Origin of the sequence: Streptomyces inhibens, assembly GCF_022221585.1 — a bacterium.
Lineage (GTDB): Bacteria > Actinomycetota > Actinomycetes > Streptomycetales > Streptomycetaceae > Streptomyces > Streptomyces inhibens.
In genome coordinates, this window is record NZ_CP084681.1 from 4,828,284 (window position 1) to 4,849,988 (window position 21,705).

At 70.7% G+C, this 21,705-nt stretch carries 18 protein-coding genes; 7 read left to right on the plus strand and 11 right to left on the minus strand.

Annotated elements, in window-relative coordinates:
* Nucleotide 1: 1 nt before the first annotated feature.
* From KI385_RS22050 to KI385_RS22070, 5 genes are all read right to left on the minus strand, one after another.
* Nucleotides 2-1,042: a cytochrome d ubiquinol oxidase subunit II gene (locus KI385_RS22050; protein ID WP_238573893.1), complete on the minus strand. Its 1,041-nt coding sequence runs from the start codon at nt 1,040-1,042 to the stop codon at nt 2-4.
* Entirely contained in the window at nt 1,039-2,469 is a 1,431-nt protein-coding gene (locus KI385_RS22055; RefSeq protein WP_238573894.1) for a cytochrome ubiquinol oxidase subunit I, read from the minus strand. Before KI385_RS22055 ends, KI385_RS22050 begins: the two co-directional genes overlap by 4 nt.
* A 37-nt stretch (nt 2,470-2,506) precedes the next feature.
* Nucleotides 2,507-3,346 (minus strand): SDR family oxidoreductase, encoded by an 840-nt coding sequence (locus KI385_RS22060; protein ID WP_238573895.1) that lies wholly within the window; start codon nt 3,344-3,346, stop codon nt 2,507-2,509.
* Nucleotides 3,347-3,511: 165 nt separating this feature from the next.
* Nucleotides 3,512-5,101, minus strand: a complete 1,590-nt coding sequence (locus KI385_RS22065) for a GMC oxidoreductase (protein ID WP_425356938.1) — start codon at nt 5,099-5,101, stop codon at nt 3,512-3,514.
* Nucleotides 5,102-5,218: 117 nt separating this feature from the next.
* The gene (locus tag KI385_RS22070; RefSeq protein WP_238573897.1) at nt 5,219-6,166 is read right to left on the minus strand and encodes a cyclase family protein; all 948 of its coding nucleotides are present in this window, start codon (nt 6,164-6,166) and stop codon (nt 5,219-5,221) included.
* Nucleotides 6,167-6,491: 325 nt separating this feature from the next.
* On the opposite strand from KI385_RS22070, the gene KI385_RS22075 reads away from it, so the two are divergent.
* The 6 genes from KI385_RS22075 to KI385_RS22100 all read left to right on the plus strand — a co-directional run bounded on the left by KI385_RS22075 (nt 6,492) and on the right by KI385_RS22100 (nt 11,844).
* On the plus strand, nt 6,492-7,175 hold the full coding sequence (locus tag KI385_RS22075) for a DUF3159 domain-containing protein (RefSeq protein ID WP_238573898.1): 684 nt from the start codon (nt 6,492-6,494) through the stop codon (nt 7,173-7,175).
* Entirely contained in the window at nt 7,172-8,368 is a 1,197-nt protein-coding gene (locus KI385_RS22080) for a cytochrome P450 (protein WP_238573899.1), read from the plus strand. Before KI385_RS22075 ends, KI385_RS22080 begins: the two co-directional genes overlap by 4 nt.
* Before the next feature lie 53 nt (nt 8,369-8,421).
* Nucleotides 8,422-8,616 carry a ferredoxin gene (locus KI385_RS22085; protein WP_238573900.1) on the plus strand — a complete coding sequence of 65 codons (195 nt, stop codon included), beginning with the start codon at nt 8,422-8,424 and terminating at the stop codon, nt 8,614-8,616.
* Between the two features lie 8 nt (nt 8,617-8,624).
* Nucleotides 8,625-9,824 carry an NAD(P)/FAD-dependent oxidoreductase gene (locus tag KI385_RS22090; RefSeq protein ID WP_425357086.1) on the plus strand — a complete coding sequence of 400 codons (1,200 nt, stop codon included), beginning with the start codon at nt 8,625-8,627 and terminating at the stop codon, nt 9,822-9,824.
* Nucleotides 9,825-9,901: 77 nt separating this feature from the next.
* Nucleotides 9,902-11,158 (plus strand): sensor histidine kinase, encoded by a 1,257-nt coding sequence (locus tag KI385_RS22095; RefSeq protein WP_238577792.1) that lies wholly within the window; start codon nt 9,902-9,904, stop codon nt 11,156-11,158.
* Nucleotides 11,155-11,844 (plus strand): response regulator, encoded by a 690-nt coding sequence (locus KI385_RS22100; RefSeq protein WP_238573902.1) that lies wholly within the window; start codon nt 11,155-11,157, stop codon nt 11,842-11,844. Before KI385_RS22095 ends, KI385_RS22100 begins: the two co-directional genes overlap by 4 nt.
* Before the next feature lie 97 nt (nt 11,845-11,941).
* Here the strand turns inward: KI385_RS22100 and KI385_RS22105 are convergent, their stop codons facing one another.
* From KI385_RS22105 to KI385_RS22120, 4 genes are all read right to left on the minus strand, one after another.
* Nucleotides 11,942-13,504, minus strand: coding sequence for an alpha/beta hydrolase (locus KI385_RS22105; protein WP_238573903.1), 1,563 nt, complete (start codon nt 13,502-13,504; stop codon nt 11,942-11,944).
* 280 nt (nt 13,505-13,784) lie between these two features.
* Nucleotides 13,785-14,438 carry a response regulator transcription factor gene (locus KI385_RS22110; protein WP_238573904.1) on the minus strand — a complete coding sequence of 218 codons (654 nt, stop codon included), beginning with the start codon at nt 14,436-14,438 and terminating at the stop codon, nt 13,785-13,787.
* Nucleotides 14,439-14,533: 95 nt separating this feature from the next.
* Complete coding sequence (locus KI385_RS22115; RefSeq protein ID WP_238577793.1) at nt 14,534-16,264, minus strand: sensor histidine kinase; 1,731 nt, start codon at nt 16,262-16,264, stop codon at nt 14,534-14,536.
* Between the two features lie 342 nt (nt 16,265-16,606).
* Nucleotides 16,607-17,578, minus strand: a complete 972-nt coding sequence (locus KI385_RS22120; RefSeq protein WP_238573905.1) for a hypothetical protein — start codon at nt 17,576-17,578, stop codon at nt 16,607-16,609.
* A 654-nt stretch (nt 17,579-18,232) separates the two neighbouring features.
* On the opposite strand from KI385_RS22120, the gene KI385_RS22125 reads away from it, so the two are divergent.
* Nucleotides 18,233-18,859: an anthrone oxygenase family protein gene (locus KI385_RS22125; RefSeq protein ID WP_238577794.1), complete on the plus strand. Its 627-nt coding sequence runs from the start codon at nt 18,233-18,235 to the stop codon at nt 18,857-18,859.
* Between the two features lie 276 nt (nt 18,860-19,135).
* Here KI385_RS22125 and KI385_RS22130 read toward each other — a convergent pair whose 3' ends face one another.
* Both KI385_RS22130 and KI385_RS22135 read right to left on the minus strand, forming a co-directional pair.
* Nucleotides 19,136-19,834 carry a response regulator gene (locus KI385_RS22130; RefSeq protein ID WP_238573906.1) on the minus strand — a complete coding sequence of 233 codons (699 nt, stop codon included), beginning with the start codon at nt 19,832-19,834 and terminating at the stop codon, nt 19,136-19,138.
* Nucleotides 19,827-21,539: a sensor histidine kinase gene (locus KI385_RS22135; RefSeq protein WP_238573907.1), complete on the minus strand. Its 1,713-nt coding sequence runs from the start codon at nt 21,537-21,539 to the stop codon at nt 19,827-19,829. Before KI385_RS22135 ends, KI385_RS22130 begins: the two co-directional genes overlap by 8 nt.
* Nucleotides 21,540-21,705: the final 166 nt, after the last annotated feature.

Here is a 21,705-nt window from a genome sequence, read left to right on the forward strand (position 1 = left end):
GTCAGCCCTCATCACCGGCACCGGTGCGCCGCAGGTCGGCGTCGGTGAGGCCCTCCAGCTCGCCATGGGTGTCCAGCCAGTAGAGCAGCGCGACCGCGGGGACGATCAGCACGACTGCCACGAGGGTGACGAGCGCCAGCCAGCGGAGTGTGGTGCCCGCGCCCGCGCCCTCGGCGACGGTCAGTGAGGTCGGGATGAGGTACGGGCGCTGGGCCATGCCCCAGGCGAGGACGGCCGACGCGACCACGCAGACCGCTGTGACCCGGGACCAGGCCCCGGAGGAGCGGATCAGCAACCAGGCGGTGGCGAGCGTGCCCAGCGCCGCCACGATGACGAAGACGAGCCCCACGCCGTGCGTGAGCCCGTGCCATACATGGGGCGCGTCCCCATGGGTGACGAACAGCGTGATCACGGCGAGAACGGCGATAACAGCCAGGGCGCCCAGCGCCCTTTGCCGGAAGTAGGCGTCGAGATCCGGCGCGGCGAAACGGCGGGCGTCCGCTGCCAGGAAGACCGCACCGAGCAGAGCCGTGGTCGCGATGGCGAGCAGACCGAAGAGCAGCGATGTGGGGTTGGCCCAGGCATCCGTCGATGCCTGCGTCGTGGAGGTCACCCGGCCCGAGGCCACTCCCCCGGCTGCGGTACCGAGGAAGAACGGCGTCAGGAGCGACGAGAGGGCGAACACCGCCCCGTACAGGCGCCGTCCGGCCGGCCGCCGGGCGGGCTTGCGCAGGGCGAAGCCGGCGCCACGCAGCACGATGCCCACGGCGGCCAGCGCCAGGGGCAGCCACATCGTGGTGAACACCCGCTGGAAGAAGACGGGGAAACCCGTCCACATGGTGATCAGCACGAAGATCAGCCAGACGTTGTTGACCTCCCATACGGGAGCCATCGCGTGGTCGATCAGCCAGCGCGGGCGCTTGCCGCGCTCTGCCCCACCCGCGATCAGGTCCCAGAAGCCGGCGCCGTAGTCGGTGCCGCCGGCGCATGCGTAGGCGGCGATCGCGAGCAGCAGCACGACGGCGATGACCCCGGCGATCACGGCCGGCTCCCCGCGGAGCGCGGCCCGTACGGTGTGTCGGTCTCAGGTGTCTCCCCGGGGCTTTGGGGTCCGCCCGTCTCGTCGGCGAGCCGCCAGCGGGACCGCATCTTCAGCAGCACCGCGAGGAACGACCCGAACACGAAGACATACACCACGATGACCAGGCCGAACATGATCCACAGGCTGGTCGAGCGGGTCGGCGTCACCGCTTCGGCGACCCGCATGTTCTGGTAGACGATCCACGGCTGGCGGCCCACTTCGGTGGTGATCCAGCCGCATTCGACGGCGACGACGGAGCCGAGGCCGGCCACGGCGGCGCACCGGTAGAACCACGGTGAGGCGGGCAGCCTGCGGCGGCGCAGCCAGATCAGGGCGTACCACAGGGCGAGCAGCGCCAGCAGGGAGCCGATACCGACCATGGTGTCGAAGGTCCAGTGGGCGAGGGTGGCCTGAGTGGCCGTCGGCCGGTCGCTCGCCGGGACGGAGGTCAGCCCCGTCACCCGGGTGTCCGGGCGGAAGCCGGCGAGGAGGGAGTCGAGCTGCGGGATCCGGATGCCGCCGGAGATGCTCCCGTCCGGGTGCAGCCGGCCGAACAGGTACTCCGGCACATGGGTGTCGGTCTTCCAGACCATCTCCATCGCGGCGAACTTCACCGGCTGCTTGTGGAAGACCTGGCGGGCGATGGAGTCGCCCAGCACGAACTGCACCGGTGTGAACACCGCGGCGAGCGTGAAGGGGATCGTGAACCCGAGCCGGTGGTAACGGTCCCGGCGACCGCGCAACCAGCCGACGGCGTAGACGCCGGCCACGACGTAGCCCGCCGTCACGAGCATCGCCACGACGAAATGCCAGTACTGCGGGCCGAACATGGGCGTGAAGATCGCCTTCCAGATCTTCACGTCGACGGGGTTGCCCGCGGAGTCGAGGGTGAAGCCCCGCGGGGTGTTCATCCAGGAGTTGGCGGCCAGGATCCCGAAGGCGCCGAGCAGGGCGGCGGCGGGCAGGGGCAGTCCGAGCAGGAAGTGGGTGCGGGAAGGAAGTCTCCGCCAACCGTACAAATAGATGGCGAGCAGGACGGCTTCCAGGAAGAAGGCCCATGCCTCGACACCGAACCCGATGCCGAAGACATCACCCCACCTGCCCATCATGCTCGGCCACAGCAGCCCGAACTCGAAGGACAGCACGGTGCCGGTGACGACCCCGATCGCGAACTGGACCGCCATGACCGCCGACCACCGCCGCGCCAGCAGCAGGGCGGTCCGGTCGTCCCGCCGCAGACCGTAGGCGTGCATGAGGAGCGTGATCAGCGGCAGCGCCACTCCCAGGGGCACCAGAATGATGTGGGAGGCGAGGGTGAAGGCCATCAGCGATCTGGCCGGGAGCATCTGCGCCGGCGCGTCCGCCAGCAACGAAACCGTGGTGTGCATAGGAGTCTCCCCCAGGGGCCGACGTGAGTGAGGTCGGTCAGCCGCCGGTGGCGAAGCCGGGGAAGAGAGTCATCCCGCCGTCCACGTAGAGGGTGGTGCCCACGACGTAGTCCAGGAGGTCGGAGGCGAGGCCGACGGCCGCGTGGGCGATGTCCTCGGGGGCGCCGATGCGGTCGTAGGGGATCAGCCGCAGGAGATCCTTCTGGGCCTGCGGCGTGTCCCAGGCGTCGCGGTTGATGGGGGTCTTGATGGCTCCGGGGGCGATCGCGTTCACGCGGATCTTCTTCGGGGCGAGTTCCTGGGCCAGCGTCTCCATCATCATCTGTACGCCGCCCTTGGACGCCGCGTAGTTGACGTGCCCCGCCCACGGGATGATCTGGTGCACCGAGCTCATACAGATGATCTTCCCGGCCGCGCGCGACACCTCGGGGACGACTCCGCGGCGCATGAACTCCTTGGCCGCCTCGCGGGCACACAGGAACTGCCCGGTGAGGTTGACGTCCAGGACCTTCTGCCACTGGGCGAGGGTCATCTCGGTGAACGGCGCGTCGCGCTGCAGTCCGGCGTTGGCCACGAGGACGTCGATCGTGCCGAATTCCTGGACCATCCGGTCCATCATGTCGACGACCTGGCCCTCGTCGGACACGTCCGCCTCGTAGGCCGCGGCCCGCACCCCGAAGGAAGCGATCTCCTCGATCACCTTCTCGGCTTCCTCACGGCCGGCCACGTAGTTCACGACCACGTCGGCTCCGGCCCGGCCCAGAGCGACGGCCGTCGCCCTGCCGATTCCGGAATTCGCGCCGGTGACCAGCGCCTTCTGACCCTTCAGCAGGTGCGCGGGGATCACGTCCTGAGGTGCGCCCTCGGTGGCACTCACGATGACTTCGTCCTCCACTGCGCGATCCGGATCAGCCGGGCCGTGACCCGGAGGTGCAGGCGTCACACAAGCACCGAGGTGGGGCAACGGAGGGGCGCGAAAGCCTGCTTTGCGCTGCCCGACTGACGATCTTCGCCCGATCGGCGGTGCGTCACCGCAGGCCGGTCAGCCGAGCCGCGCCAGGAGGTGATCGCCCACCCGTAGGGCGTTCGCGATGGCCGTCAGGGACGGATTGACCGCGCCGATGCTCGGGAAGAAGCTCGTGTCGACGACGTACAGGTTGTCCAGGTCGTGGGCCTTGCAGTTGACGTCCAGGGCCGAGGACGCCGGGTCGTCGCCGAACCGCACCGTGCCCGCCTGGTGCGCGGTGGCGCCGATCGGCATGCCCTTGTGCAGGTAGATGCTGTGGGACAGCAGACGGTGCTCGTGCATGCCCAGGTGGCCGAGCATGTGCTGGAGCTTGTGCCGCAGGCGCGTCAGGCCGGCGATGTTGTTGGTCTCGTCGAGAGCGAGGTGAATGCGGCCGTCGCCGTCCAGGGTGACCCGGTTGTCGGGCTGCGGCAGGTCCTCTCCACACAGCCAGAAGTCGACGGCGTGATGGGCCAGGACTTCGAAGGGCATGTCCGGGGCCGCCGCTCCGGCCCAGCGCGGGGCCTCGCCGTGGATCTGCTCGGCATCCGATTTGCCGAGCATCTGGATTCCTCCGAGGGGATAGTCCCAGTCGTCCGCGCCCAGGTACCAGTCGTGCAGGGCGAGGGTCTTCTGGAACTGGGTGTCGTTCGGCTCCTTCGAAATGGCCATCAGTGCAAGGTTGTTGTGCCGCATGTAGTGCCGGCCGACCACGTCCGAGCTGTTCGCCAGCCCGTGGGGGTGGTGGTCGTTCGCCGAAGCGAGCAGCAGGGCCGCGGAGTTGACCGCCCCACAGGCCACGACCACGATGTCGGCCGAGAACCGGGCCTCCTCCTCGTCCGGCAGCTGGGCGACGACCGCTGTGACACTGCACCCCGTCGGATCGGTCTCCAGCCTCGTCACCCGGGCATGGGTGACCATCTCGACGTTGGGGTGCCGCAGTGCCGGCTCCACACAGATCACCTGGGCGTCGGACTTGCCGCGGACCAGGCACGGGAAGCCGTCCACCCGGTTGCAGCGGATGCAGACGCTGGCGGGGGTTGCCCGCCCGTTCGCGTCCTGCGTGAGGTCGACCCCGATGGGCAGGTGGAACGGATGCAGTCCCCGCTTCTCCAGGTCGTCGCTCAACTGCTGGATGCGCGGCTCGTGTTCGACCGGCGGGTAGGCGTACTGTCCGCTGCACGGCCCCTCCCAAGGGTCCTCGCCGTGCCGGCCGTGCACCAGGTAGAGGTGTTCCGCCTGTGTGTAGTACGGCTCCAGGTCCTCGTAGCGGATCGGCCAGGAGGGTGAGACGCCGTCGTGGTGGCGTAGATCGCCGAAGTCCTCGGGGCGCAGCCGGAACAGCGCCGCGCCGTAGAACTTGGTGTTGCCGCCGACGTAGTAGTTGACCTCGGGCGGGAACTCGTTGCCGTGTTTGTCGAGCCAGAACTCCGGAGCCCGGTACTTGCCCCTGACGAACACGGCGGTGGAATCCCAGTTGTCGCGTTCGCGCGGCAGGTAACCACCGCGTTCGAGGATGAGCACCCGTTTGTCCGAGGGAGCGAGCCGATGGGCGAGCGTGCCACCGCCGGCGCCGGTGCCGATGATGAGGACGTCGTAATGGGAGGAGCCGCCCACGGCGACCACCGTCCTTGCCTTGCGGTCCCCGGCCGTTGCCGGGACCTGCCAACAGCTTTCTCCCCTCTTCGAACGTATACGCCCCGCTGCGCCGCGGCACCTGGAACGGCCCGCGTCCCGGCACGTTCACAGGACGGCGATCGGGTTCACCGGAGAGCCCGTGGCCGCCGGGAGTCGTAGGGGGGCGACCACGCACAGGAAGTGCCAGCGGCGCAGCTGTTCGCACGCCGGTACCAGTTCCTCGAAGTCCAGGTAGTCCATCAGGTGCAGTCCCATGGCGTTCATGGCCAGCACGTGCACCGGAAACGGGACCTCGGTCACCACGCTGGGGGCCGTGTCGTTGTTGCCGTCCGACCCCAGGACGGCCACGCGACGCTCGGCCAGGAAGCGCATCGCCGTCGGGTGCAGGCCCGCCCGCGCCTGCGCCGCGTTCCAGGCGCCGAGGCTCCGGCGCCGACGGCGGTGCCCGACGCGCACGAACAGCAGATCGCCCGCTCCGACCGTGACGCCCTGGGCGGTCTCGGCCGCCACGAGGTCGTCGGCGGTCACGTACTCGCCGGGGTCGAGCCACGGCACGCCCCGCAGACGCGGGATGTCCAGGAGGACGCCGCGGCCGACGATGCCGTCTCGCACCAGGTCCAGCGTGAGCGCGCCGGCACCGTCCGGCGTCACGCTGCTCGCCGGGACACCGCCGTAGAGTTCGCCGTCGAACATCACGTGGCACAGCGCGTCGAGGTGGCTGTCGACGTCCCCGTGCACGTTCATGGCGAATCGGTCGAGGGCGAACCGCAGCCCAGGGGCGTCGGCCTCCCGGTGCGCCGGTGCGGTCATCTCGTGGGACGCCGGCTGCGGATTGTCCGGCCCCGGCCTGGTCTCGATGGGGGCGGCCAGCGACACGGAGCGTCCGCACCGGACCTCGGCGGCAGCCACCACACGCTCGGGCGTGAGCCGGCTCAGCGCTCCGCGCCCGTGATCCGTGCCGTCCAGGGCCTGCTCACGTAGTCGGCGGTACAGGGACCGGAACTCCGCCTCGGACATCGGGTGCGGTGCCGCGGGGCGCGGTTGCGCGCTCATGGTGACGTGGCGTCCGGGCCGGGCACGTGAGCTCCTCCTCGGTCGGCACAGGGCTCTGGTTCCACTGTCGGCCTCCGCCGGTCCCCGCGCATCCCGGGGTCATGCGTGCGTCACTCGCCGCCCGGGTGGGACAACGGGTCACGCGGACAGCCGCCATCTGCGCGGCCGGCGTCTGCGCTCGTGGTAGGCGCCGCGGCGTCGTACTGCGTCCGCGGCAGGCCAAGTGTCTGCGGACGCACGACGACACCCTCCGGGCGGAACGGCATCGTGAACAGGGCCGCAAGCGGCGAGACGCCCACCGTCTGTCGAGGAATCTGGAGCAGCTGTGGATCCAACAGCACACCGTGAGGCCGACGGCGAGGACGCCGCACAGGCCGCCGTTCGCAGGCGGCTGCGCGCGGCGGTGGTCGAGGTCGCGCCCATCTTCGGATTCACCGTGAGCTTCGCCCTCACTCACCAGCTCACCGTCGCGCTGGTACTCGCCCTGGCGGCAGCGGCCGGGGTCTGCGTCTACCGGGTGGTGCGCGGGGAATCGGTGTGGCGGGCGCTCGCGGTCCTCGGCCTCGTGTGCGTCCAGGGGACGCTGGCCGCAACGACCGGAGAAGCCACCAACTTCTTCCTGCCGAACCTGGTGATGCACAGCGTGGTCGCCTTGGCGAACGCCGTGATGCTGCTGCTCGGCCGGCCGCTGATGGGCGTGGTGGTGGCGCTGATCACGAAGGAGGGGCCCGGCTGGCACCGGTGCCCCGTGCGGCGCCGGGCGTTCGTCAAGGGCAACCTGGTCGTCCTCGCCTCAAGTGTGGTGATGCTGGCGATCCAGCTGTCGCTGTACCTGTCCGGCCAGGTGGTCGCCCTCGGCACGGCCGACGCCTTCGGGCCCCCCGTCCTCGCGCTCAGCGCGCTGCTCGGCTGGCGCGTCTACCGGCGCGCCCTCGGCGACCACTACTGCGCCACCAACAACCGCATGAACACCGGGACTTCCCTCCCTCTGGAAAGGACTCTTCCGTGACGAACACCCAGCCCACCAGGACGCAGCCCACCGTGCGAACCTGCCCCTTCGACCCGCCGGAGGAGTACGGAGCGCTGCGTGAGCAGGCCCCGGTCACGCAGGTAACCCTCCCGGACGGTGTCACCGGCTGGTTGGTCACCAGGTACGAAGACGTACGCACGGTCCTCTCCGACCCGCGGTTCAGCGCGAAGCGCACCCTCCTACGGACCGGCGGCCCCGCGATGAACGACGCACCGGTGCCGCCGACCCCTCCGGGGATGTTCATCTTGATGGACGCGCCGGAGCACACCCGGTTCCGGCGGCTGCTCACCGGGCGGTTCACCGTGCGCCGGATGCGGCAGTTGGTACCGGCGGTGGAGAAGATCGTCGCCGAGCAGTTGGAGGCGATGGCCTCCGCCGAGGGCCCGGTCGATCTCGTCCAGGCCTTTGCGCTGCCGGTGCCCTCGCTGGTGATCTGCGAGCTGCTCGGGGTGCCCTACGCCGACCGTGAGGAGTTCCAGCGGAACTCGGCCACGTTCCTCCGGCTCGATTCGAGCCCCGAGGAATTCCAGCAGGCGCAGGCGGCGATACGCGGCTTCATCCACCAACTGGCCGTCGCCAAGCGGGAGAACCCCACCGACGACATCCTCAGCGAATTGGCCCACTCCGGAGAGCTGACCGACGAAGAACTGGCCGGCGTCGGGATGTTGCTGCTGATCGCCGGGCACGAGACGACCGCGAACATGATCGCGCTGGGCACCATGTGCCTGCTGCGCAACCCTGAGCAGCTGGGGGCGTTGCGCGCCGACCCGTCCCTGATGGACGGCGTGGTCGAGGAGCTGCTGCGCCACCTGACGATCATTCAGTTCGGTCTGCGTCGCACGGCGCTGGAGGACGTGGAGCTGCACGGCCACCAGATCAAGGAAGGCAGCCTGGTGGTCGCCTCCCTGGCATCCGGAAACCGGGACGCGGCACACTTCACCGACGACCCTGAGCGGTTGGATGTCGGCCGGCCGCACAGCCCGCACCTGGCGTTCGGCCACGGTATCCACCAGTGCCTCGGCCAGCAGCTGGCCCGGGTGGAGATGAAGGCAGCCCTGTCCGCGCTCCTGGACCGCTTCCCGACCTTGCGACTGGCGGTTCCGGTCGAGCAGGTGCCCATGCGCGACAACATGCTCGTCTACGGCGTCCACGAGCTGCCCGTGACCTGGTGAGGCCGGCACAAACCCAGCGAATCGTCGAACCACACACCACGCGGAGAATCGCCATGAAGATCCTCATTGATGAGGGCAAGTGCGTCGGCGCGGGCCAGTGCGTGCTGGCTGCAGCTGACGTCTTCGACCAGCGGGACGAGGACGGCATCGTCATACTGCTCGACGCCGTCCCGCCACACGAGTTGCTGCCCCAGGTCAAGGACGCCGCCGCCCGCTGCCCCGCGCTGGCGATCGAGGTGGTGGAGTAGTGCCCACCTTGGACCACATCGTCCTGGTGGGCGCGTCGGCCGCGGGTCTCACCGCGGCCGACGCCCTGCGGCGCGAGGGCTTCACCGGGGCGCTGACCATGGTCGGCGAGGAACTGCGGACACCGTACGACCGGCCACCGCTGTCCAAGCAGGTGCTGGCCGGCGACTGGGAACCGCACAGGTCCACCTTGCGCCAGGACACCGACATCCAACGGCTGCGTATGACCCTGAGACTGGGCTGCCGGGCGACCGGCCTGGATACGGCGGAACGTGTCGTCACCCTGGCGGACGGGGACCGGTTGGGTTACGACGGCCTGATCATCACCACCGGGCTGCGCCCCCGTCGCCTGCCCTTCGGTCACGAACTGGCCGGCGTGCATGTGCTGCGCACCCTGGACGAGACCCTGACGCTGCGCGCCCAGTTGCTGGCCGGGCCCCGCGTCGTGGTGATCGGTGCCGGATTCCTCGGCAGCGAGATCGCTGCCACCACACGCGGTCTCGGCCTGGACGTCACCCTCGTCGACGTCGAGCCCACGCCGCTGGCCAGGCAAGTCGGCACCTGGGTGGGCGGTTTGGTGGGGGACATGCACCGCGACCATGGCGTCCGCCTGCGCATGCGCCGCCACGTCACCGGCCTGATCGGCGACAACGGGCGGGTCACCGCGGTGGTGCTCGACGACGGTACCCGGCTGCCCGCCGACGTGGTCGTCGTCGCGATCGGGTCGGTGCCGGCGACCGAATGGCTGGCCGGCTCGGGGCTCGCGCTGGGTGACGGGGTGCTGTGCGACATCACCTGCCAAGCCGCACCCAGGGTGTACGCGGCAGGAGACGTCGCCAACTGGCCCCATCCCGCGGCCGGCGGCCGGGTCCGCCTCGAACAACGCACCAACGCCACCCAACAGGCCATCACCGCTGCCAAAAACCTGCTGTCCGGCCCGGCGGGGGCAGTGCCCTACGCACCGATCCCGTTCGGCTGGACCGACCAGTACGGCACCAAGATCCAAACCTGCGGCTGGTGCCCCTCCGACGCGACCGTCGAAGTCGTCGACGGGGACCCACAGGCACGCAAGGCCGACGGGGATCCACAGGCACACAAATTTGTCGCGCTCTACAAGATGGACGGCCGCGTGGTGGGCGCGCTCGGCTGGAACAGCGCACGCGCCCTGCGCGAGTACCGCAACCACCTCACCGAGAACAGCGCCGCCTGATGAAGCCGCGCGCACCGCAGGGCCGGACCGGCGTCATCGCCGGTCCGGCCGGGGCTGCGTACCGTGGGAGAGTGCACATGATCGACCGGCTCGGGGAGTGGCAGCGGGCCGTCCGGCCACCCGTGGGCGACCTCGCTGTCGCGCTGGGCTGCTTCGTCCTGGCCGCCCCGCTGGCCGTCGCCTTCGCCTACGCCGACCACGCTTCGATCACCTTGTCCGTCGTGGCCCTCGCGATCTCCTGTGTGCCACTGCTCGCCCGAAGCCGCTGGCCGCTTACGGTGGTCGCAGTGACCGTAGCCATGCATGTGGCCCAATTCGCCCTGCTCCCGCTCGCCAGGCCGACGCCCGCCGCCTCGGCCGTCGCTCTCTATACGGTGGCGATCCGCACCGACCGGCGTAGGGCCTGGCACACAGGCACCCTCGCAGCCGTCGCGCTCATCAGCGCGTCGCTGGTCTTCCGCCCGGGCGCGGAAAGGCTCCCGCAGTCCCTTGTCCTGGCGCAAAAGCTCCCGTCGTCCCTTGCCCTGATTGCCTGGACGCTCATGGCGGTGGCCATCGGCGACGCCATCCGCAGCCGCCGCGAAGTGCTCGCCGCCGCCATGGAGCGGGCCGAGCGGGCCGAGCGCACCAAGGAGGCAGAGGCCCGCCGCCGGGTCACCGCGGAACGCCTCCGCATCGCCCGGGAGCTGCACGATGTCGTGGCCCACCACATCACCCTGGTCAACGCCCAGGCGGGCGTCGCCCACCACCTCATGCGCACCGACCCCGAGCACGCCTACCAGGCGCTCGAACGGATCCGGGACACCAGCCGGGGGGCGTTGGACCAACTGCGGGCCACCGTAGGACTGCTCCGGTACGGCGAGGATCCGGTCGAGCCCCGCGAACCGGCACCCGGACTCGCCGGTCTCGACGGTTTGCTGGACTCCTTCCGCCACTCCGGCCTCGACGTCACGCTGGAGCGCACCGGGCAGCCGGGCGAGCTGTCACCGATCACCGATCTGACGGCCTACCGGATCATCCAGGAGGCCCTGACCAACACGCGCAAGCACGCAGGCCCGGCATCGGCGCGGGTCCGCCTGGAATTCCGCACGGACGTCCTGCGGATCGCCGTCGAGGACGACGGCCGTGGCACCGCGGGAAGCAGCCGCGGTACCGGCCCTGCCGCCGCGGCCATCGAAGGAACCCAGGATGCCGGCACCGGCCACGGCATGATCGGTATGCGGGAGCGGGCCAAGTCCGCCGGAGGTACCCTCGCTGCCGGACCGCGCCCCGGCGGGGGCTTCCGTATCGACGCCGAACTGCCGCTGCGCGCAGGCCGAAAGGGCCGACCATGACCATCCGTGTCCTGCTCGCCGACGACCAGGCACTCCTGCGCGGCACCTTCCGGATGCTCATCGACTCCGCCCCCGACATGGAGGTCGTCGCGGAGGCCGCAACGGGCCGCGAAGCCGTCGAACTGGCCCGCAGCCACCGCGCCGACCTGGTGCTGATGGACATCCGGATGCCCGACCTCGACGGCCTCGCCGCGACCAGGCTGATCAGCGAAGACGAGGATCTCGCCGGCGTGAAGGTCCTGGTGCTGACCACCTTCGAGAACGACGAGTATGTCGCGGAGGCACTGCGCGCCGGGGCGAGCGGCTTTCTCGGCAAGGGCATCAACCCGGACGAACTGCTCGACGCGATCCGTCTGGTCGCCGCCGGCGACTCCCTGCTCTCGCCGACCGCGACCAAGGCCCTGATCACCCGCTTCCTGGCCCAGCCCGCACCACTCGAACGCGCCGCAACCCCCGGACGGGCCGCAGCACCGCAACTGGCCGCACTCACTCCGCGGGAGCGCGAAGTGGTCACACTGGTCGCAGCCGGCCTGTCCAACGACGAGATCGCCGAACGCCTCTTCGTCACCCCGCTCACCGCCAAGACCCACGCGAACCGCGCAATGACCAAGCTCGGCGCCCGGGACCGGGCCCAACTGGTGGTCATCGCCTACCAGACGGGACTGGCCAGCCCCGATGGGGCATGACCTCCGGCATCGTTCCACCGCACGGCGTCCCACCCCACCGTGCCCGACGAGGGCTCGCGCGGCGATCGGTGCGCGAGCCCTTCGCGCTACGTCGTGGTCATGAGCAGACGGTGCCGTCCGTCGGGACCTTGCCGTCGAGCAGATGGCCGTTCACGGCCTTGGTGGCGCACTGGTTGACGCCGTACGTGCCATGGCCCTCGCCCTTGACGGTGAGCAGCACGCCCACGCTCTTCCCGAGCTTGTCGGCCATCTTGCGGGCGCCCGCGACGGGAGTCGCCGGGTCGCCCGCGTTGCCTATGACGACGATGGGGGCGGCGCCCGGCGCCGAGACCTCCGGGGTGTCGCTCTTGCCGGTGACCGGCCAGCCGGTGCAGCCCAGCAAGCCCTTCGCGGTCAGTTCACCGAAGACCGGCGACGCCTTGCGGAACTCCGCCAGCCTGGCCTGCACATCCTCGGGAGTGATGCGCTGCTTGGTGTCGGCGCAGCTGATCGCGCCGTTGGCAGCCTGCATGGTGTTGTAGCGGCCCTTGTCGTCGCGGCCGCTGTAGCTGTCGGCCATCAGCAGGAGGTTGTCGCCGCTGCCCTGCTCCGCGTCGGAGAGCGAGACCGACAGTGCCGGCCAGGTCTCCTTGGAGTAGAGCATCGCGACGATGCCCATCACCGCCTGCTCCTGGGTGAGCTTGCGCCCGCTCTTGGTCGGCAGGGGCCGCTTGCCGGTCTTCGCCAGGAGGGCGGTGATCCGCCGGCGCCCGTCCTCGGGGCTCTGGTACGGGCAGGCGCCGGGCGTCTTGGCGCAGTGGGCGAGGTAGTTGTCCAGCGCCAGCTGGAATCCCTTTGCCTGGCCCAGGGACGCCTGTACCGGGTCCTGGGTCGGGTCGACCACGGCGTCCAGGACCGTACGGCCCACGTTCTTCGGGAACAAGTGGGCGTAGACACCGCCCAGTTCGGTCCCGTAGGAGATCCCGAAGTAGTTGAGCTCGGCGTCGCCCAGGACCTGGCGCATCAGGTCCATGTCGCGGGCCGCGCTCTCGGTGCCGACGTGCGGCAGCACCTTCCCGGAGTGCTTCTCGCAGGCCGCCGCGGTCTTCTTGTTCTGCTCGGCCGTCCCGGCCAGATCCAGGGTCTTGGCGCGCTGCTCGTCCCACTCCTTGTCGCTCAGGCACTTCACGCCCGCGCTGTCGCCGACGCCCCGCGGGTCGAAGCTGACCAGGTCGTAGCGCGTGCGCAGGGACTGGGCCGGGGGATAGCCGGGCAGGGTGGCCACGCCCGATGCGCCCGGCCCTCCGAAGTTGAAGAGCAGCGAGCCGATCCGCTTGCCGCTGCCCTTGGCCTTGGCGCGGATCATCGCGAGGTCGATGGTGTCGCCGGCGGGCTTGGCGTAGTCCAGGGGGGCCTTCAGGGTCGTGCACTCCCATGCCGTGCCGTCCGGCAGCTTGCCGGGCGCCTTGCCTTCGCCACCCTGTGCGGCGGACGGCGCCGGGCAGGGCTGCCAGTTGAGCTTCTGGGAGGTCAGCGAGGCGGGCAGTGCGGCGGCCGCCGAGGGGGAGGACTTCTCGCGGCCGGTGTCGTCCTTGCCGGGGCCGCAGGCGGTGGCGCCGAGAGCGAGGAGGAGGGAGGCGGAGAGCAGTGAGGTGGTTCGGAGAGTGGGAGATCCAGGCATGGCAGTCTTTCCGGTACTGGTAAGTGGTTGGGGTGCAGGTGAACTGTTGGGCGTTCAGGGTGCGTTGGGTGCCCTGTTCTTGCCGTCGGGCGGCACGGCCTTCCGCAGCTGCTGCGCCGACTCGGCCCACTTGGGGGGCGCGCCGTCCTGGTCCCCCAGGCGCCGGCCGAACTACCGTCAACTGCGGGTCAGCGCCGTTATCGAACGGCGCCGGCCGGTAGGTCACAGGCAGCAAGGCCGCTCGCGGCGGACTCGCCGTGAGCGTCGTCGAGTGTGGTGGTCAGGTGCCCAGACCGGCGTCCCGTGCCAGGAGTGCGGCCTGTACCCGGTTCTCGCAGCCCAGCTTGGCCAGGATCCGGCTCACATACGTCTTCACCGTGGCCTCGCTCATATGGATCCGCTGGCCGGCGTCCGCGTTGGAGAGGCCCTCGCCCAGCAGTGCCAGGACCTCCAGTTCGCGGTCGGTCAGCGTCTCCAGGCGACGGCGGGCCTGCTCGGTGCGGCGCATGCTCTGGCCGGACGCCAGCGAGTCCACGACGTGGCGAGTGGCGCCCGGCGACAAATACGCGTCGCCGGCAGCGGCGGCCCGTACGGCACGCATCAGCTCCGCGGGCGCCGAGTCCTTGAGCAGAAAGCCCGCGCTGCCCTCCGCCAGGGCGCGCAGCACGTTCTGCTGCTCCCCGAAGGTCGTGAGGATCAGTACCCGTGTGTCGGGGACGGCTCTGCGGAGTTCGGCCAGGGCCGTCAGCCCGTCCATGACCGGCATCTGGATGTCGAGCAGCACGACATCCACGCGCCGGGCCCGGGCCAGTTCGACCGCCTCCCGGCCGTTCGCGGCCTCCGCGACGACGTCGATGTCGTCGGCCGAGCTCAGAATCATCCTGATGCCCGCCCGAATGAGCGGCTCGTCATCCGTGACGAGAACCCTGATCACGAGTCTCCTGCGCCCTCTTGAGCGGTCATACCTGCGGCCGCTCGCCATCATCCCCGATAGGCCGCCCGCCCGACATCACGGCGACCGTTCCGCCCTCACGTCGTGACCTCGAAGGACTTCTTCTCGATCAGCTTGCCGTCCTTGAAGCAGAACCGGAAGACCGGATCCTTGTCCCAGCTGCTGCCGAACTCCGTGGAATTCAGGCTGAAGCACTTCGCCCCCTCGGGCGCGGGCGGCGCGCCTCTGTCCAGGCCGTCGGTCATGATCGAGGCCCCGTCGGGCAGCTGCTTGCGCACCTCGGCCTCGGACTGGCCCAGCTTCACCGCCGCGTACTGCTTCGGCTCGATCATGGCCTTGTCCGACTCGGCCGCGAGGAAGAGCCCCGCGACGCCGGCGGCGATCACCAGCAGCAGGACGACGAGTGCCGCCGCCCCGCAGCCGATGGCTATGCCGCTGCTTCTCTTGTTCGTGCTCATTGCCCTGGCCAGCTCCTTCGGCAGACCGTTCCCGTCGATGACCGGATCACCCTCGCCGAGGGAACCTGCCGGGATCTGCTGCCGAAAGTCGCCCGTCGGATCGACGAATGTCGTCGCCGCGTCGCCGGGCGAGGGGGTGGGGGCGCCCTCCGGCGAGGTGTACGGCAGCACACCCGCCAGCCGGAAGCCGCCGTCCGCCGTCGGGCCCACGTGCACCATGCCTCCGACGAGCCGGGCCCGCTCCCCGAGCCCGGTCAGCCCCTGACCGCCGCTCACCACGCTCCGGCCGGCGTCCGCGGTCTCGGGCGCGGGGCCGTTCGCGACCTCCACGACCAACGAGTCCGGCTCGTACCGCAGCTCGATGGTGATCGAGGCGCCCGGCGCGTGCTTATGGGCGTTGGTCAGGCCCTCCTGAGCTATCCGGTACGCCGCGTGATCGGTGGTCGGGGCGAGCGGGCGCACCTCGCCCGAGCGCCGCAGCTCCACGGCCGTACCCGCGCTCCGGGACGCCTCCACCAGGCCTTCGATGCCGGCCACCCCGCGCGACGGCGCCTTGGCGTCCTCCTCCCCCATGGCCTCAAGGGCATGGGTGGGGGTGCCTCCGGCGGTGGTCGGGGGAGTACCCGCGTGTCCGGGGGCCTGGGTGCCGTCCCGCAGCAACCCCACCACCTCGCGCAGCTCGTGCATCGCGGACACCGATGCCTCACGCAGCACACCCACGGCCTCGCGCTGCCGCCCGGTCAGCTCGCGGTCCACCTCCAGCGCGCCGGTGTGCACCGCGATGAGCGCGAGCTGATGGCCGAGGCTGTCGTGCATGTCCTGCGCGATGCGCTGGCGCTCGCGCATCCGGGCCTGTCCGGCGATCATCGCGCGCTCGCGCAGCAGTTGGGCGTTGTACTCCCGCAGGGTGTCCAGCAGCGTGCGGCGCTGCGACCAGTAGCGGCCGGCGAGGCCGGGCACGACGGTCATGACCAGCGACGACAGGGCGCCGACGACCAGGAGCGCCGGCGAGAGGCGGGACGCCTGTAGGACGGGCAGGCCGAGGGTGACGGCGTACGCGAGGGCGAAGGTGGCGGTCGCCCGGCCGACCCCGGCGATCCGCCGCCCGGCCGACCATGCGGCGACGAGGACCAGCAGGGCGAGGCCGTCGAACACGGCCGCACCCACGGTGGTCACCAGAAGTACGGTCGCGGGCAGCGCCCGGCGCAGCGGCAACAGCAGTCCGGCGGCCAGCGCGACGGCGACGCTCTGTACGGCGCCACCGCCGCCCAGGGCCTCGATACCCGCCGCCAGCATCCCCAGCACCACGCTCAGCAGCGATTCGCCCACGATGCGACCCGGAGGCCACATCCCGGGATCGAAGAGAGCCCTGACCGGGTCGGCCATCCGCCGGGACGCCGAGCGCAGCCTCGCCGCCGACGCCTGGCGAGCCCGTATCGCAGAGCCCGTACGTTCCACATGTGTCACGCGGCCACGTTAGGCAACGCCTCGCGCCGACGACACCGCCTTTCGTCGCGGAGCACAGCGACGAAAGTCCCACCGTTGCGGCATCGCCCTCCACGGCCACCCTGTAGGGGCCATGAAGGGCGACATCACTCCGTGCGGCCGGTTCGCCCGGCAGCGTCCCTCTGCCGCATGGGGGTCGGCAGGGGGCTGGCCGGCGGGCGCGAAGAGGCCGCTGGGCGGGGTGTCTTACGCAGGCGTCAGGCGCTTGAACCAGGTGACCGGCGTGGTGGTGTCGGGCGCCTGGACGTAGACCCGGGCGGGTACGGCCGTCACGGCCTCCTGGTTGTTGCTGTCGATGTCGCGGAGGACGAGGTAGCCGGTGTAGTACGCGCCGTTGGCCCGGCCTTCCAGGTAGCCCCTCTTGTCCTTCGGCACGCTGATCTCGGCCGCCGTCTCCAGCGTGTTCTGCACCCTGCTGAGGGAGGTGGAGGCGTAGCTGTAGGTGAAGCTGGCCTCGGCGCCGACCTCGGCCGCGTCCTTGGCGATGATCTTGGGCGTGATCTTGCCGCCCGCCGACCAGCCTTCCGTCACGCTCTTCTCGTCGGTGATGGACGCCGAGACCTTGTAGGTGAGCTTCCCCTCCCCCGCCATGGCGTCACTGGCCCCCCGCACCGGGTACTTCTCGTCGAGCTTCCCGACGAAGACGCACGGCGCCGTCTGTCCGTACGCCGGGTGCTTCGGGTCCTTGTTGACCATGCCGCAGTACTGCTCGGCGGTCTGTCCGCCGGACGGAACCACATCGTCCTTGGTGTTCTGACGGACGTCGTTGGTCGTGGGCTTCGCCCCTTCGGGCCAGCCGTCGGTCAGTTTCCTGGCGCTCTCGCGGAGCGGCTCGGGGTTCTTGTCATTGGCCGCGTACTGCTGCGCGGCGTTCTTGGCGTCGGTGATCGCCTGGTCGGGGTCGTAGGTCTTCTTCGCGTCCGCCAGGGTGACGGCCTTGATGTTGCCGTCCTTGTCCTTGTCCAGTCCCTTCGGGTAACCCATCACGCTCTCCGAGCTGTTGACGGGTGCCCACTTCTCCATCGCCTTGAGGACGTCCTGGTCCGCCTCGTACGTGTAGGTGTCGACGCTCGACGGGCCGTCCTCGGCATGGGCAGCGGTGGGGGAGCCGACCAGCGAGACGCCGGTGAGGAAGGTGGTGGCGAGTGCGGCCGCCACCAGGCTGCCGCGCCTTCGGCTTTGTGCGGGGTTTGTGCACGGTGTTTTCGACATGTGGATCTCCCACTTCCTTTCGGTCGGGCGCGGGCCGCTTGTCGGGCCGCGCCGGTAGGGGTCCTGGCGGTCCATGGAGGAGGGGCACTGCTCGTCGAGAAGCCGCCGCCGGATCCGTCGCGGGGCACGTTCTGTGCGGGCGGCCCCGCTTGTGCCGCGTGGCTCAACTCGACCGAATCGAGCGCAGCATGTGCAGACGGGCCGCCCGGCGGGCCGGCCGGATCGCGGCCAGGGCCCCGATCACCAGCGCCGGCGCCAGGAAGGTCGGAGGCCGGTGGTCAGGCTGGCAGGCTGCGACATGGGTACTCCCGGAAGCGGCGCGGAACTCCCGACCATCGTGTCCGCGGCGCACCCCCGGACACGTCGCTCTCAGGTCGGGCTCGCGCCACCTGCCGAAGGGCGGACCCGCCGCGGCCATGTCGCCCTCACGGACCATGGCCTCTCTACCCAAAGAGAGACCCGACGGCCCCAGGCCCTGTCCTCGGTACCACCGTGACGAAGTGCCGCGGCCACCGAGGATCCAGAACACGTGGTTCTGGATGCCAGACGTTCAGGATCTTGGACTTATGGCGGACGCCCGACAACCCTTGGACCGTGGAGATGCCGCCGAGCCCTGCGTCGGCGGCAGCCCCGGCGCCCGGCTCATCACCTACCGGGGCCGAAGCCACGGGCAACTCGCCCACCCCCGAAGCCAACCCGCTGGAGCCGACGGACATGCGCATCAGACTCGTCCAGGGATTCGCCCTGCTTTCCACCGGCCTCCTCTCCGGCGCGTTCGGCTACGGCGCGGCCAATCTCGTCCCCACCTTCAACGCCGTACCGCTTGACATGCGACTGTCATTCCACGCCGAACTGATGAAGATGAACGGCATCACCATGCAGGCGGCGATGGGCGCGTCGATCCTGAGTTCCCTGACGCTCGCCGTCCTGACAGGCGGCCGCGCCCGGCTGCTCTCGGGTGCGGCAGGTCTGTTGGCCCTCGTGTCCTTCCTGATAACCCGGTTCGGCAATGTGCCGATCAACGGCCGGATCAAGCAATGGGCGCTCACCTCGGCCCCGGCCGATCACGCGGAGATCCTGCGGCGCTGGGAGCTGTTCAACAACATGCGCACGCTCACCGCCCTCGCAGCCTTCGTTCTGCTGATCGTCCTCGCCGTCGGCGGGCCGCGTGCGGTCACCCGCTCCGAACGTGATCGGACGGGCACGCCCTCAAAGACACGCCCTTAAGGGCTGTCCCGTAATCCCTGGTGGATCAGCGCACGGCGTCAGATGCACTGCGTTCTCCCCCACGCCTTAAGGGCGCAGGAGGGGCCCCCACCGCTCACTCCGTCTCGGCTCTTCATTCGCTGTACGGATGCCGAGCTGCATCGCAAGGCGGAGGGACGTCCGGATACTGGGCGTATCCGGACGTTCCGACAACGCGGCGTGGGGGCACCTCCCAGCGTTAGCTGGGGGAGTGCCGTAGCTGTCGTCGTGCGCCCGCCAGGGATTACGGGACAGCCCTTAGCCCATGAGCCCGGCCTGGTGCGCCAGCAGTGCCGCCTGTACCCGGCTGCCGCACCCCGTCTTCCCCAGGATCGAGCGGACATGGGACTTGACCGTTCCCACGCCGATGCCGAGCCGTCTGCCGAGCTCCGAATTCGACAGCCCCTCCCCCAGCATGACCAGCACCTCCCGTTCCCGGTCCGTCAGCCCCGCCACCCTGCTTTCCGGGGCGGCGGCCCCGGCGCCGGCCCCGCCGCCGCTCAGCATCCGCCGGATGACGGTCCCGGTGACGCCGGGCGAGAGGACCGCGTCCCCCGCGGCCGCCGACCGTACCGCGCTGATCAGCTCCTGCGGCCCCTCGTCCTTGAGCAGGAAGCCGGTGGCACCCGCCCGCAGGGCGCGGGTGACGTTGTCGTCGTCGCCGAAGGTGGTGAGCATGACCACCTGCGGCGCGGGATCGAGGGCGACCAGCGGTTCGACGGCCGCGAGCCCGTCGAGTACGGGCATACGGATGTCGAGGAGCACCACATCGGGCCGGTGCTCGGCGGTGAGCCGGACGGCCTCGGCACCGTTGACAGCCTCGGCCACCACCTCGATGCCGTCGGCGTGCCGGAGGATCAGCCGGACGCCGTGCCGGATCATCTCCTCGTCGTCGGCGAGCAGCACCCGGATCGCGGAACCCGCCCCGGAGTCGGCGGAGTTGGCCTGGTCAGTCATGCGTCTTTCTCCCACGGGGTGGTTCGGTCGCCTTTTCGGTCACCATGGGGACCGTGAAGCGGTCGATCGCGATCAAGATGTCGGACCGGAAGCAGTAACGGACGATCTCCAACCGCCCGCCCTTGGGAATCCCGCCCGGGTACGGATACAGGCAGTCCGTGGCGGAAGCCGGCCGCGGCGGCTCGCGCCCGGCGGCGGCCGCGCGTGCCCCGTGGTCGTCCGGTGCCACGGCGCGCTCCACCCGCTCCCTGGCCATCCCCAGCCGGGGCTTCTCGGGGGTCCGGTACTCGGGACCGTAGTGTGCCTGGTCCACCAGCACGACCCCGAACAGCATCATCATGCCCACCCCCGCCAGGCCGAGCAGCCCGGTGACGGCACCGGCCAGGCGCCGCTGGAGGGCGGAGAGCCCGCCGCCGGGCCCGTCGACGGTGGCCGGTCTGCTGTCGTACGGGTCCGCGTCCGCCGTCTCCGCACCGGGCCCGGGGTCGGCGGGGATCTCGGCCGCCACAGTAAAGCCGCCACCGGGCGTCCGGCCCGCCTCCAGGCCGCCGCCGAGCAGCGCGACCCGCTCCCGCAGCCCGATCAGCCCGCGCCCGGTGCCGAGCCCGGTCGTGGCGGTGGGCGGCACGGGCGGCACGCCGTTGCGCACCCCTACCTCCACCCGCTCGTCGGCGTGGCGGACGGTCACGGTCACATGGGCCCCGGCCGCGTACCGGTGAACGTTGGTGAGCGACTCACGCACCACGCGGTGCACCGCCCGCCGCACCCGGGCCGGCCGAGCGTCGAGATCCGGCCCCTCCCAGGAGAACTCGACGGGAATGCCGCCGCCGCGTGACTCCTCGACCAGCGCCTCGATGTCCGCACGGGTACCCGTCGCGTCGGTCAGCGCATCGGTGCCGGTGTCCCGCCCCAACGGACCGAGGACCCCCAGCACCTCCCGCAGCTCCTGCATCGCGTCACGACTGGCGCGACCCACCACAGCAGCCTCGTCCCGCAGCTCGGGCGCCTCCTTGAGCAACGCCATCTCCAGCCCGCCCGCGTGCAGGGAGATCAGGCTGAGCCGGTGCCCGACCAGATCGTGCATCTCCGCGGCGATACGCGACCGCTCGCGCATCCGCGACTCGCTGTCCGCGAGCCGCCGCGCCTCCTCGGCGGCGGCCGCGCGCTCCCGCAACGCCCGCAGCAGCCGGTCCTGCTGCCCCGCGGCGACGCCGACCAGCCCGGGCACGACGACCGTGGTGGCGGCAAGCACCGCACCCAGCGCCAGACCGAACGACCGGCTGCCCAGCCCCATTTGGGGCGCGCACGCCGCGCAGGTCACCATCGCCGTGGCGGCCGCCGCGAGCAGCAGGCCGACACGCCGCCGCCGCGTCTCCAGCTGCCGGGTCGCGGTGTAGGCGGCCACCGCGGTCAGCATCGCCACGGCGGGCACCACCCCCATCAGCGCGGCCAGCCCGAGCACAGCGGCCACGGAGAACCGGCGCCGCACCAGCACCAGCGCGATGCCGATGAGTCCCAGGGCCGCCGCCCCGCCCGCCAGCCTGGCGTCCACCGTCGACTCGCCCTTGTGGATGAGCAGCACCAGCGCCCCGGCCAGGATCGCCTCGCCCGCCGCCCGCCACAGCTGCCACCCGCGCTCCCCGGGCCCCGCGAAGAGGCTCCAGGCAGGGCGGTTCTCGGTGACGGGTGGGGCGCTGGACGGCATAACGCCGATTATCGGGGGCCCCGCACGGGGTTTCCCTGCTCCTTGAGGGCGACCCGCCTCTACCCAAAGACAGAGGCCCGCTGTGCCGAGAGAGGGAGACCGAGCCGCCCGCGCGGCTTGTATCAACCGTTTGACACAAACTCCAGGGGTGCGACATCTTGTACTC

Coding starts and splice junctions, on each gene's coding strand:
- KI385_RS22125 (WP_238577794.1), top strand. CDS start 18,233: ATGCCGCCGAGCCCTGCGTCGGCGGCAGCCCCGGCGCCCGGCTCATCA.
- KI385_RS22135 (WP_238573907.1), bottom strand. CDS start 21,539: ATGCCGTCCAGCGCCCCACCCGTCACCGAGAACCGCCCTGCCTGGAGC.
- KI385_RS22070 (WP_238573897.1), bottom strand. CDS start 6,166: ATGAGCGCGCAACCGCGCCCCGCGGCACCGCACCCGATGTCCGAGGCG.
- KI385_RS22130 (WP_238573906.1), bottom strand. CDS start 19,834: ATGACTGACCAGGCCAACTCCGCCGACTCCGGGGCGGGTTCCGCGATC.
- KI385_RS22085 (WP_238573900.1), top strand. CDS start 8,422: ATGAAGATCCTCATTGATGAGGGCAAGTGCGTCGGCGCGGGCCAGTGC.
- KI385_RS22100 (WP_238573902.1), top strand. CDS start 11,155: ATGACCATCCGTGTCCTGCTCGCCGACGACCAGGCACTCCTGCGCGGC.
- KI385_RS22055 (WP_238573894.1), bottom strand. CDS start 2,469: ATGCACACCACGGTTTCGTTGCTGGCGGACGCGCCGGCGCAGATGCTC.
- KI385_RS22095 (WP_238577792.1), top strand. CDS start 9,902: ATGATCGACCGGCTCGGGGAGTGGCAGCGGGCCGTCCGGCCACCCGTG.
- KI385_RS22105 (WP_238573903.1), bottom strand. CDS start 13,504: ATGCCTGGATCTCCCACTCTCCGAACCACCTCACTGCTCTCCGCCTCC.
- KI385_RS22115 (WP_238577793.1), bottom strand. CDS start 16,264: ATGTGGCCTCCGGGTCGCATCGTGGGCGAATCGCTGCTGAGCGTGGTG.